The organism is Klebsiella sp. DY2415 (genome assembly GCF_026314315.1).
In the GTDB taxonomy this organism is placed as follows: domain Bacteria; phylum Pseudomonadota; class Gammaproteobacteria; order Enterobacterales; family Enterobacteriaceae; genus Klebsiella; species Klebsiella ornithinolytica.
Genome location: NZ_CP111115.1, coordinates 2,727,659 through 2,738,474, shown reverse-complemented (window position 1 = coordinate 2,738,474; position 10,816 = coordinate 2,727,659). Strand labels below are relative to the sequence as shown.

The window sequence follows — 10,816 nt, the reverse complement described above, 5'->3', positions numbered from 1 at the left end:
TTATGCTTTCATTATTAAAACCCAAGGTCGCCTCGGCCACGATTCCTGCACAACAGATTGTCCCCACCTATAAACGCTATCGTATGCAGGCGCTACTGAGCGTCTTTCTCGGCTATCTCGCCTACTACATCGTGCGTAACAACTTCACGTTGTCGACCCCCTACCTCAAAGAGCAGCTTGACCTGAGCGCCACTCAAATTGGCATGCTCAGCAGCTGCATGTTGATCGCCTACGGTATCAGCAAAGGCGTGATGAGCAGCCTGGCGGATAAGGCCAGCCCGAAAGTCTTTATGGCCTGCGGACTGGTGATGTGCGCGGCGGTGAACGTCGGGCTGGGCTTCAGCAGCGCGTTCTGGATTTTCGTGGCGCTGGTAGTGATCAACGGGCTGTTTCAGGGCATGGGCGTTGGCCCCTCGTTTATCACCATCGCCAACTGGTTTCCACGCCGCGAACGCGGCCGGGTCGGCGCATTCTGGAACATTTCGCATAACGTTGGCGGCGGTATTGTCGCCCCCATCGTCGGAACCGCTTTTGCGCTACTCGGTACCGAACACTGGCAGACCGCCAGCTATATCGTTCCCGCCGCGGTTGCGGTGCTGTTTGCCGTTGTGGTGTTGATTCTGGGGAAAGGCTCCCCGCGCAGCGAAGGGCTACCGGCGCTCGACGAAATGCTCCCGGAAGAGAAAGTGTTGCTCAATACCGGCAAAGTGGAAAAAGCGCCGGAAAACATGAGCGCATGGCAGATCTTTTGTACCTACGTGCTGAAAAACAAGAACGCCTGGTACGTGTCGATGGTCGACGTGTTCGTCTATATGGTGCGCTTCGGGATGATCAGCTGGCTGCCTATCTATCTTCTGTCGGTGAAGCACTTCTCGAAAGAAGAGATGAGCGTCGCCTTTCTGTTTTTCGAATGGGCGGCTATTCCGTCGACGCTGCTGGCCGGCTGGCTGTCGGATAAGTTGTTTAAAGGTCGCCGCATGCCGCTGGCGATGATCTGCATGACGCTGATCTTCTTCTGCCTGATTGGCTACTGGAAAAGTGATTCGCTGTTTATGGTCACGGTGTTTGCCGCCATCGTCGGTTGCCTGATTTACGTCCCGCAATTTCTGGCCTCGGTACAGACCATGGAGATTGTGCCGAGCTTTGCGGTCGGTTCTGCCGTCGGTCTGCGCGGTTTTATGAGCTACATCTTCGGCGCGTCGCTGGGGACCAGTCTGTTCGGCGTGATGGTAGATAAGCTGGGCTGGCACGGCGGTTTCTATCTGCTGATGGGCGGCGTGGTGTGCTGCATCCTGTTTTGCTACCTGTCACACCGCGGCGCGCTGGAGCTGGAACGTAAGCGTCAGGAGGCGGCCAGCGCGCACGAGCTGTCTCTGGCACAGGCGTAAATTCGTCAGTATGAGATAAAGAATAGCCCCGGCGGCCACAGGCTGGCGCCGGGGTGGAGACCTGAGAACCTTTAGCGAAGCGCGGCAGCGTCACTGTGTTGACGGATAAACCGTGCGCGCCAGGGTTTCAGCAGCGCAATCGCCAGCGCGGCAGTAATAAAATCAAGCCCTATCGCACAGCTGAATACCACTCCCCACCCTTGAGTATGCTGGTACAGCAGCGCCGCCAGCGGGCCGCCAAAAATCGATCCGATCCCTTGCGATATATACAACCAGCCGTAGTTAGAGCTCGCATATTCGCTGCCGAACGTGTCGGTCAACGTGGAGGGGAACAGTGAAAAGATCTCTCCCCAGCCGAAAAACACCACCCCGGACAACAGCACAAACAGCATCGGATCGTCCCGGCAGGCCAGCCACAGGGTCATCGCCACCCCTTCCAGCGCAAAGGCGATAAACATGGTGTTTTCGCGGCCATAGCGATCGGAGATAAATCCGAACAGCGGTCGCGTCAGGCCATTGGTAAAACGGTCGATAGTCAGCGCCAGCGGCAGCGCGGCCATGCCGAAAACCACCGCCTTACTGATACCGAAATCCTCAGCAAAGACGGCCATTTGCGACGTCACCATCAGTCCGGAGGTCGACATCATCGCCATCATGGCAAACATCAGCCAGAAAAGCGGTTGGCGCAGCATTTCGCGCGAAGTGAATTGCCGGGTACTTTGCGCAACGCTCCGACTGGCGGGCAACGCTCCGCTATCGGGCGGCAGCTTCAGCCCCTGACTGGCCAGCAATCCCACGGCGGCAAAGAGGATGCCAAAGACCGTCATGGTCTGTTCCAGTCCGTACTGGCCCAACGAAACGGAGACAGGAAAGGTAGTCATAATCGCCCCCATGCCATACCCTGCCGCGACGGCGCCAGCGGCAAATCCACGATGGCGGGGAAACCATCGCACCATTAAACCGACGACGCCGATATAGACAATACCGGTCCCCAGCCCGCCGAGGCCGCCATAGACGAGGTACAGCGCGGCCAGGCCGCTGACCTGAGCCGAGAGAACCCAGCTCAGCCCGGCCATGACCGTGCCGATAGAGATAAGCAGCCGCGGGCCAAAGCGCTCAACCAGCCGTCCCTGAAACGGCGAGAAAAACGTCTGCAGGATAATCAGCAGCGAAAAGGTAACCTGTAGTTCCGCTAACCCGACGCCCAGCTTTTCGGTCAACGGTCTGGTCAGCAACGTCCAGACATATTGCGGACTGGATATTGCAGCCATACAGATCAGGCCAAGTGAGAGTTGCGTCCATTTGCCATATCCGGCGACAACCAAAGGTTCTCTGAGAACGGTCATAATCAGCTCCAGTAATCCGTTAGCCACAAATCAACAATGACGGCCATGACGGTTATGGGTCCTTGAAACCCCGCCCCGTCCCCTGCGCATCCCAATACTTACAGTGCTAAGCATTAACCATGCCACGTTATTTATTTGTTATTTATCAATGTCTTCTTGAAGTTATCGGCCGCCGTATGTTCAGCCAGGCGTTGCGCTGCACCGCTGAAGGGCGGTTTATGTTCGCCTGATGTGCAGCTAAAAAGGAAGATTCGCTATAATTGTGTCGCCGCCGGGGATGTTCCGGGTTCAGGCAGGGAAAAGAGAAAGGAGTGAGATTGACTATTTCAGTTCGTCAGGCAACCCGTCATGACTGGCCAGCATTACAGCGGCTGTTTCTTTTATCGCGGTGTCATACGTTTACGTGGCTGAACGTCACCGATTTTCGCTTAACCGATCTGGAAAAGCAGACTGAAGGGGAAACGATCTGGCTGGCGCATGATCCTCAGGGAGAGCTGGCCGGTTTCATTGCCGTCTGGATGCCAGACCACTTTATTCACCATTTGCATGTCGCTCCCGCCCGTCAGGGATGCGGAGTGGGCAAAATGCTGCTGCAGGCATTACCCGGCTGGCAAGAACACGGCTATCGGCTGAAGTGCCTGACGCGCAATCACAGGGCGCTGGCGTTTTATGCCGCCAGCGGCTTTGTCACGCTTGGCGAAGGGAAAAGCGACGAGGGAACGTATCACCTGCTGGAACGCAAAGCGGCCTGGCCGCAACAGCAGGCGAAAAAAATGCGCCCGCAGGCGCATCGTTGACGCGGCGCGGATCTACTCTTCGCTGGCCGGGGATTTCACCCGTACGCCGGCAAAAACAATAATCATGGCGGTCAGCAGGAGTAAACCGCTGCCGGTAAAGACGCCGCTGGCGCCATTGAGGTCAAACACCGCCCCGCCGCCGGCCGCGCCGGCGCCAATCGCCAGCTGAATAGAGGCAACCAGCAGCCCGCCCGCGCTTTCCGCTTCATCCGGTACCGTCGTCGCCAGCCAGGTTGACCAGCCTACCGGCACCAGACCGAAAGCAAAGCCCCACATGGCGACCAGCAGTCCGTCGAGAAGCGCGATGTGGCCGAAGGTCACCATCATCAGCGCCAGTACGCTCATGGCCAGAGGAACCAGCGCCAGCGTCAAACGCAGGCTACGGCTCAGCAGATGCCCGGCAATAGAGGTCCCGATAAAGTTCGCCACCCCAAATCCCAGCAGAATCAGAGAGACCCCTTCGACGCTGGCCTGGGCGACGGTCTCCAGGAACGGCCGCAGATAGGTGAAAAAGGCAAAATGTCCGCTGAAGATTAAAATGGTGGCCAGCATCCCGCCAACCATGCCGGGACGACGCAGAACCTTAAACAGCGTAGCAAAGCTGCCGACGCTTTCCGGGCGCATTGAGGGCAGTACCCACAGTTGCCACAGCAGCGCCAGAACGCTCGGGACGGTACAGAGAATAAAGACGCTGCGCCAGCCGATCAGGCCGCCCAGATAGCTGCCCAGCGGCGCCGCTACCACGGTCGCTATCGACACGGCGGAGAAGATCACCGCCAGCGCTTTCGGCACGAACGCGGCAGGCACCAGACGCATCGCCGTGGCGGTCGACATCGACCAGAATCCGCCGATCGCTATCCCCAGCAGCAGGCGTCCCAGCAGCAGAAACTCCAGCGAGGTGGCGAAAGCCACCATCAGGCTGGAGACGATCTGCAGGACAGAAAAGAACATCAGTACCCAGCGGCGGTCGATATTTTTAGTGGCGGGGGTGATCAGCAATCCGGTCGCCAGCGCCACCAGTGCCGTCGCGGTCACCGCCTGCCCCGCCATCCCTTCGCTGACCCCAAGGCTGGCTGCCATCGGTGTTAACAGGCTGGCGGGAAGAAACTCTGCAACAATCAGGCCGAAAACGCCCAATGCCAGTGCATACACGGCGCGCCATGCGGGCCTGGCGGTGGCCAGCCTCTCTTCAGTTGCAATGCAGGAACTCATAAACATCTCTCCAGAACAATTAACATTTCGTTAAGGTTAGGAGGTTCCGTCAGGACGATCTATGATAAATACTCTGTGATTATTGATAATTCGTCCGGGAATGATGTTATGACTCAGCAAGCCCTCGATCTCACCAGCGAACTACTGCGCGGCATGCGCCTTTCCGGCGTCAACTATCGGCGCATCGAAACCTCCCGTCCTTTCGGCGTCGAGTTCGGCTTTGTACCCGGTAAAGCGCAGTTTCACTTTATCAGCCGGGGACCGGTACTGCTGCGCATGGTCAGCGGTCAGCGCTTAATGTTGCAAAGCGGCGATGCGCTGTTTATTCCCAACGGCGATGGCCACGTGCTGCTCTCTGATGACCAGGCATCGGTAGTCAACGTCTCCAGACTTCCCAGCGAACCGGTTTGTGACTCGGTAAGCTGTGTCAAAAACGCGTGCGACGACGCGGAAAGCGGCAGCGCCATTATCTTCAGCGCTTGTATGGACTTTGAGCTGGGCGGCATGCAGCCTCTGGTTAAAGCGATGCCCGAAGTGATGCTGGTCAGCAGCCTTCTGACCAGCCGCCCGGAAATCCAGCCGATGCTGGCGGCCATGGAACGCGAAAGCCTCACTCGACAGGCGGGCTATGCCGGTATTCTGGCGCGACTTGCCGATGTGGTGGCGGCGCTGATTGTTCGCGGCTGGGTGGCGTGCGGTTGCGGTAACGCAAACGGCTGGGTACAGGTCCTGCGCGATCCCAAACTTGCCAGAGCTATCTACGCGATGCATCAGCAGCCTGGCGTCAACTGGAAAGTCGAAGAGCTTGCGCGCGAAGCCGGGACCTCACGTTCCGTTTTTGCGGAACGTTTCCTCGCCGCCACCGGTACCACACCCGCGCGTTACCTCACGGAACTGCGGATGCGTCTGGCCGTGCAGTATATTTCGGATGAAGGTCAGACGCTGGAAAAGGTCGCCTTCCGCCTGGGATACAGTTCGTCAGCCGCCTTCAGTCGGGCCTTTAAGCGCATCACCGGCAAAGCGCCAGGGGCGCTCCGTGGCGAGACGGTGCTGTAACGCTTCGCGCTTACGCCCTACTCTTTTTTATTCTGCCAGTTCGCCCACGGGCTTTCCGCCGACAGCGGCGTCGCGGTGGAGGTTGAATCGCCGAGAGAGTCGATATAAAGGTCTTCAACCTCTTTACGCGCCCACGGCGTTCGACGTAAAAATTTGAGGCTCGATTTGATGCTCGGGTCGCTCTTAAAACAGTTGATATTGATCCGTTTTGCCAGCTCGGCCCAGCCATACTTCGCCACCAGGGCGTTCAGTAAAGCCTCAAGGGTGATGCCATGAAGAGGATCTTTAGAAGGCTGCATTGCGATGTTGAATCCTGAATATCTGATAAATGTCGCACACCATACTGGCTACACCGCCCCTGCGCAAGGCAGAAAGCAGGTTCGCGACGCCTTTATCCATTATTCGCAAAAGCACAGAACCCCGCCCGGTCATAAATTAGAAAAGAAGGTTATTGGTTGATTATTTTCCGTTGAGGCAAGCTGTGTTCACCCCACAGAATGAGGAAATCACCATGCGCTGTTGTTGTCCCCGAACCCTGAATATGAATAAACGCAACTCCCTGAATGCCGTCTTCGGAGCACACAATGAACGCAACGACTTTGCCGATTCTCGATCTTGCTCGCTACGCCGATCCTGCTGAAAAAACGGCTTTTCTGGCCGACCTTCGCCATGCGGCCCGCGAGATCGGCTTCTTTTATCTGATCAATCATGGCGTCGACGATGCCCTGCAAAAAGCTGTCCAGCAGCAATCCCGCCGCTTTTTTGCCCTGCCTGATGAGCAAAAACAGCCGGTTGCGATGATTCATTCCCCACACTTTCGCGGCTATAACCGCGCCGCATCCGAGCTGACCCGCGGACAGCCAGACTGGCGAGAACAGTTTGATATTGGCGCCGAGCGTCCGGCGCTGCGTCTGGATGACGATGCGCCGCGCTGGCAGCGTCTGCAGGGGCCTAACCTGTGGCCGGAAGCGCTACCGACGTTGAAACCCACGCTGCTCAGCTGGCAGCGCGCCATGACCGAGGTCGGCACAACCCTGTTGCGCGCCTTTGCTGAAGCGCTGGCGCTACCTGATGACGCCTTTGAGACCTTGTATGGCAATAAACCCAACGAGCATATCAAACTGATCCGCTATCCCGGTCAGCATGAGACGCAAAGCCACCAGGGCGTCGGCGCGCATAAAGACTCCGGGTTCCTCAGCTTCCTGCTTCAGGATGAGCAAAAGGGTCTGCAGGTAGAAGTTGCCCCCGGGCAATGGATCGATGCGACTCCGCTGGCCGGCAGTTTTGTCGTCAATATTGGCGAACTGCTGGAGCTGGCCACCAATGGCTACCTGCGTGCCACCGTCCATCGGGTGGTGTCTCCGCCGGTACACCAGGAGCGTCTCTCTATCGCATTTTTCCTCGGTGCGCAGCTGGATGCCACCGTTCCGGTCTTCACCCTGCCGCCGGAACTGGCGCAGGAAGCGCTCGGACCGGACAGCGATCCGCAAAACCCGCTGCTGCGCGAAGTGGGCTGGAATTATCTGAAGGGCCGCCTGCGCTCACACCCGGATGTGGCTGAACGCTACTACCAGGATGTGTTTCGCGAACCGGCCGGGCAACCAATCGTTTAAAGATAACAATAAAGGAAAACACCATGAAAATTGCCGCTTTTAAACTGGCAGGGGTTGCTCTGTCTCTCTCTTTCGCCTGGACATCAGCGCAGGCCGCCGCCTTACGCGTAGCGGCTGACCCGGTTCCGCATGCGGAGATCCTTAACTACATCAAGAAAATCGATCCGAGCCTGGATTTGAAGGTGGTCGAACTGACCAGCGGCGTAAATGCCAATGAACTGCTGGCAAACGGCGACGTGGATGCAAACTATTTCCAGCACGTCCCCTATTTGAAGGATCAGGAAAAGGCGCTGGGCAAGACCTTCGCCGTCGCCGCCACGGTTCATATTGAGCCTTTGGGTATCTATTCGCGCAAGCACAAAGACTTTGCTTCACTGCCGGAAAATGCCACCGTCGCCGTGCCCAATAACACCACCAACCTGAGCCGTGCCCTGTTCCTGTTGCAAAGCCAGGGACTGATCAAACTGGCCTCCTCCTTCACCGACCCGGCCACGACGCTGGCGACGCCCAAAGATATTGTGGAAAACCCGAAGCATCTGAAGATTCTCGAAATTGAATCGCCGCAGATCCCGCGCTCTCTGGACGATGTCGATCTGGCCGTGATCAACGGTAACTATGCGCTGGAAGCCGGGCTGACGCCGGCAAAAGACGCGCTTGGCCTTGAGAGCGCCAGCCATAACCCTTACGCCAACATTCTGGTCACCAATCCCTCCCTGGCAAGCGATCCGCGCATCAAACAGCTGGCGAAAGACCTGACTTCGCCGCAGGTGGCTGAATTTATCCGTCAACGCTATAACGGCTCGGTTATCCCGGTTACCCCGAAATCATGATTGAAGCGATCGGGCTGAGTAAAACCTACGCCGGAACAGGCCGACCGGCGCTGAACAATGTGTCGCTGCAGGTCCCGAAGGGCGCGATTTACGGCATCCTCGGACGCAGCGGCGCGGGAAAAAGTACGCTGATCCGCTGTCTGAATCTGCTGGAGCGGCCCACATCGGGCCGCATTATTGTGAACGGACAGGATATTACGCAGATGGATAAAGCCGCGCTGCGCGCTTATCGCCTGCGTACCGGGATGATCTTTCAACATTTTAACCTGCTGCACGCACGTAACGTCGCCGACAATATCGCTGTGCCGTTGGAAATTGCCGGCATGACCAAAACGGCGCGTCAGACGCGAGTCGCGGAGCTGCTTGAGCTGGTCGGGCTTAGCGATAAAGCCCACGCGTTCCCTTCCCAGCTATCGGGCGGGCAAAAACAGCGCGTGGGTATTGCAAGAGCGCTGGCGTCAAGGCCGGACGTCCTGCTGTGCGACGAGGCGACCAGCGCCCTGGATCCCGAGACCACCGCCTCGGTGCTGGCATTGCTCGCAGATATTAATCAGCGTCTGAATCTGACGATTGTGCTGATCACCCATGAACTGGAGGTGGTCAAAACCCTGTGCGACCACGCCGCGCTGCTGGAAAATGGCGAAATCGTCGAAAGCGGCAGTATCGCCGAACTGCTGGTGGCGCCGTGGTCGAAGCTGCGTCAATCATTGCTGCACGATCCGCAGTCGGAACGCGATTTTCTTGCTCGTCATGGTTATCAGCGGAGGCCATTATGCACAGTCGCATGAGCTGGGATGACCTTTGGCCGCTGCTGTGGGACGGGACGCTGGAGACGGTGTATATGGTGGGGCTGGCGGCGGTATTTACCGTTCTGCTCGGCCTTCCTGTTGGCGTGGTGCTGTTTATTTCGCGTAAAAACGGGTTGCTGCCGATGCCGAAACTCAACGCGCTGCTGGGGGCAGTGATTAACTTCGGTCGCTCGCTGCCGTTTATCGTGCTGCTGATCGCCCTGATCCCGTTTACCCGGCTGATTATCGGTACGACGCTCGGGAGCACGGCGGCGGTGGTGCCGGTAACGATTGGCGCCTTCCCTTTTTTCGCCCGGCTGACGGAAAACGCGCTCGATGAAGTGGATTACGGACGTATTGAAGCCATTTTGTCGATGGGCGGCACGGTCTGGCATGTAATTTTTAAATCGCTACTGCCGGAAGCATTGCCAACCCTGCTGGCTGGCGTCACGCTGACTATCGTGATGTTGATTGGCTTCTCGTCAATGGCCGGCGTGATCGGCGGCGGCGGGCTGGGCGATTTGGCGATTCGCTATGGCTATCAGCGCTTTAATAATGAAGTGATGGTCGGCACGGTGCTGATTCTGGTGGCCCTGGTGCAGGGCGTGCAGATGGCGGGCGACAGCCTGGTCCGCCGACTGGCCCACCGTCGTTAAACATCAGCCGTCGCGGCAGGTCGCCATCACCGCCGCGACGGCTGGGTGGAAAATCCGCCCTCCCGGATCAGCGTTTGCATCAGCTCCGCTGCCGGCAACGCCCGGATCATCCCGACCCCCTGTCCTGCCCAATGTGCCCCAAATCCCCATTCGCCCTGCGCTTTCGCCGCTGCCGCCAGCGCTTTTCCCGCGTCGTAGGCTAGCGGGTAGTCCGGGGGCATAACGTCGGGATTGCGTCGGCCGGTTTCACAAAATGCATTGTCAATGCAGCGCGCCGGGCGACCGGAAATCGCCGCAGTCATCACGGTTTCTGGCGTTGGTTCACCGCTCAGCGCCTGGCGATATCCGGCGTCGGTAGCCGATTCCGGGCAGAGCAGGAACGCGGTCCCCAGCTGAACCCCTTCTGCGCCCAGATGCATCATGCTGCGGATCCCGGCACCGTCCATGATCCCCCCGGCGGCAATAACCGGTATCGACACCGTCCGCTTTAGCGCCTGGACCAGCGTCAAGGTACTCATTTGCCGATCGTCGCCGCGAGGATCGAAGATCCCGCGATGACCTCCGGCCTCATACCCCTGCGCAATCACCACATCGACGCCCTGGGCGACGACCCGCTGTGCCTCGTCTACGCTGGTGGCGCTGGCCATGGTCAGCACACCTTTTTCCTTCAGCCGGCGAATGAGTGTCTTATCCGCCACGCCAAAGTGGAAACTGACCACCTCTGGCGCCAGGTCAAGTAGCAGCTCGGCCATGGGCTGATTCACAAGGAAACTTTGATAGATTTCCGTCAGCGTCTCGGGCGGTTGCGCGCCGAAACGAGCGAATAGCGGACGCAACAGCGCGGTCCACCTTGCTTCCGTGTGCGGGTCCCGGCGCGCCGGCGCATGGCAAAACAGATTGACATTGACGGGCTGCGTGGTCAGATGACGAGTACGCGCAATCAGCGCTTCGGCCTGGGAAACGGTCGCGGCTCCCAGCCCCAGCGAGCCGAGCCCGCCGCTGTTACTCACCGCGGCAGCCAGCTCTGGGGTTGAGACCCCGGCCATCGGCGCCTGAATGATGGGATAGGCAATATCCAGTCTCTGCGTAAAGCGGTTACTCATGGTCACCCTGTTTGAATGTGTGATGCT

The 10,816-nt window shown here is 58.3% G+C and carries 11 protein-coding genes; 7 read left to right on the top strand and 4 right to left on the bottom strand.

Annotation, left to right across the window (positions count from 1 at the left end; genetic code table 11):
• Nucleotides 1–2 precede the first annotated feature (2 nt).
• Nucleotides 3–1,388 carry a phosphoglycerate transporter PgtP gene (pgtP, locus tag OQV00_RS12965; protein ID WP_004862107.1) on the top strand — a complete coding sequence of 462 codons (1,386 nt, stop codon included), beginning with the start codon at nucleotides 3–5 and terminating at the stop codon, nucleotides 1,386–1,388.
• Between the two features lie 71 nt (nucleotides 1,389–1,459).
• Here the strand turns inward: pgtP and oxlT are convergent, their stop codons facing one another.
• The gene (oxlT, locus tag OQV00_RS12960; RefSeq protein ID WP_050486211.1) at nucleotides 1,460–2,734 is read right to left on the bottom strand and encodes an oxalate/formate MFS antiporter; all 1,275 of its coding nucleotides are present in this window, start codon (nucleotides 2,732–2,734) and stop codon (nucleotides 1,460–1,462) included.
• Between the two features lie 317 nt (nucleotides 2,735–3,051).
• Here oxlT and OQV00_RS12955 point away from each other — a divergent pair, with 317 nt between their 5' ends.
• On the top strand, nucleotides 3,052–3,531 hold the full coding sequence (locus OQV00_RS12955) for a GNAT family N-acetyltransferase (protein WP_088911464.1): 480 nt from the start codon (nucleotides 3,052–3,054) through the stop codon (nucleotides 3,529–3,531).
• Between the two features lie 12 nt (nucleotides 3,532–3,543).
• Here the strand turns inward: OQV00_RS12955 and OQV00_RS12950 are convergent, their stop codons facing one another.
• The gene (locus tag OQV00_RS12950; RefSeq protein WP_004862113.1) at nucleotides 3,544–4,743 is read right to left on the bottom strand and encodes an MFS transporter; all 1,200 of its coding nucleotides are present in this window, start codon (nucleotides 4,741–4,743) and stop codon (nucleotides 3,544–3,546) included.
• Between the two features lie 108 nt (nucleotides 4,744–4,851).
• Here OQV00_RS12950 and OQV00_RS12945 point away from each other — a divergent pair, with 108 nt between their 5' ends.
• The gene (locus tag OQV00_RS12945) at nucleotides 4,852–5,799 is read left to right on the top strand and encodes an AraC family transcriptional regulator (protein WP_088402538.1); all 948 of its coding nucleotides are present in this window, start codon (nucleotides 4,852–4,854) and stop codon (nucleotides 5,797–5,799) included.
• A gap of 17 nt (nucleotides 5,800–5,816) precedes the next feature.
• On the opposite strand, the gene OQV00_RS12940 is transcribed toward OQV00_RS12945, so the two are convergent.
• Nucleotides 5,817–6,098 (bottom strand): VF530 family protein, encoded by a 282-nt coding sequence (locus OQV00_RS12940; RefSeq protein WP_004862116.1) that lies wholly within the window; start codon nucleotides 6,096–6,098, stop codon nucleotides 5,817–5,819.
• A gap of 285 nt (nucleotides 6,099–6,383) precedes the next feature.
• Between OQV00_RS12940 and OQV00_RS12935 the strand changes: the two genes are divergently transcribed.
• The 4 genes from OQV00_RS12935 to OQV00_RS12920 are packed head-to-tail and all read left to right on the top strand — an operon-like array spanning nucleotide 6,384 to nucleotide 9,686.
• Nucleotides 6,384–7,412: an isopenicillin N synthase family dioxygenase gene (locus OQV00_RS12935; protein ID WP_004862120.1), complete on the top strand. Its 1,029-nt coding sequence runs from the start codon at nucleotides 6,384–6,386 to the stop codon at nucleotides 7,410–7,412.
• Nucleotides 7,413–7,435: 23 nt separating this feature from the next.
• A complete protein-coding gene (locus OQV00_RS12930; RefSeq protein ID WP_004862122.1) occupies nucleotides 7,436–8,242 on the top strand; it encodes a MetQ/NlpA family ABC transporter substrate-binding protein in 807 nt (268 codons plus the stop codon).
• On the top strand, nucleotides 8,239–9,030 hold the full coding sequence (locus tag OQV00_RS12925) for a methionine ABC transporter ATP-binding protein (RefSeq protein WP_004862124.1): 792 nt from the start codon (nucleotides 8,239–8,241) through the stop codon (nucleotides 9,028–9,030). The genes OQV00_RS12930 and OQV00_RS12925 overlap by 4 nt, the downstream gene beginning before the upstream one ends.
• The gene (locus OQV00_RS12920) at nucleotides 9,027–9,686 is read left to right on the top strand and encodes a methionine ABC transporter permease (protein WP_160873165.1); all 660 of its coding nucleotides are present in this window, start codon (nucleotides 9,027–9,029) and stop codon (nucleotides 9,684–9,686) included. Before OQV00_RS12925 ends, OQV00_RS12920 begins: the two co-directional genes overlap by 4 nt.
• 26 nt (nucleotides 9,687–9,712) lie before the next feature.
• On the opposite strand, the gene OQV00_RS12915 is transcribed toward OQV00_RS12920, so the two are convergent.
• Nucleotides 9,713–10,789 (bottom strand): NAD(P)H-dependent flavin oxidoreductase, encoded by a 1,077-nt coding sequence (locus tag OQV00_RS12915; protein ID WP_069475937.1) that lies wholly within the window; start codon nucleotides 10,787–10,789, stop codon nucleotides 9,713–9,715.
• Nucleotides 10,790–10,816 lie beyond the last annotated feature (27 nt).

Excerpts from the sequence above, each read along its gene's own strand:
- pgtP (WP_004862107.1), top strand. The coding sequence starts at position 3 with ATGCTTTCATTATTAAAACCCAAGGTCGCCTCGGCCACGATTCCTGCA.
- oxlT (WP_050486211.1), bottom strand. The coding sequence starts at position 2,734 with ATGACCGTTCTCAGAGAACCTTTGGTTGTCGCCGGATATGGCAAATGG.
- OQV00_RS12950 (WP_004862113.1), bottom strand. The coding sequence starts at position 4,743 with ATGAGTTCCTGCATTGCAACTGAAGAGAGGCTGGCCACCGCCAGGCCC.
- OQV00_RS12945 (WP_088402538.1), top strand. The coding sequence starts at position 4,852 with ATGACTCAGCAAGCCCTCGATCTCACCAGCGAACTACTGCGCGGCATG.
- OQV00_RS12940 (WP_004862116.1), bottom strand. The coding sequence starts at position 6,098 with ATGCAGCCTTCTAAAGATCCTCTTCATGGCATCACCCTTGAGGCTTTA.
- OQV00_RS12935 (WP_004862120.1), top strand. The coding sequence starts at position 6,384 with ATGAACGCAACGACTTTGCCGATTCTCGATCTTGCTCGCTACGCCGAT.
- OQV00_RS12930 (WP_004862122.1), top strand. The coding sequence starts at position 7,436 with ATGAAAATTGCCGCTTTTAAACTGGCAGGGGTTGCTCTGTCTCTCTCT.
- OQV00_RS12925 (WP_004862124.1), top strand. The coding sequence starts at position 8,239 with ATGATTGAAGCGATCGGGCTGAGTAAAACCTACGCCGGAACAGGCCGA.
- OQV00_RS12920 (WP_160873165.1), top strand. The coding sequence starts at position 9,027 with ATGAGCTGGGATGACCTTTGGCCGCTGCTGTGGGACGGGACGCTGGAG.
- OQV00_RS12915 (WP_069475937.1), bottom strand. The coding sequence starts at position 10,789 with ATGAGTAACCGCTTTACGCAGAGACTGGATATTGCCTATCCCATCATT.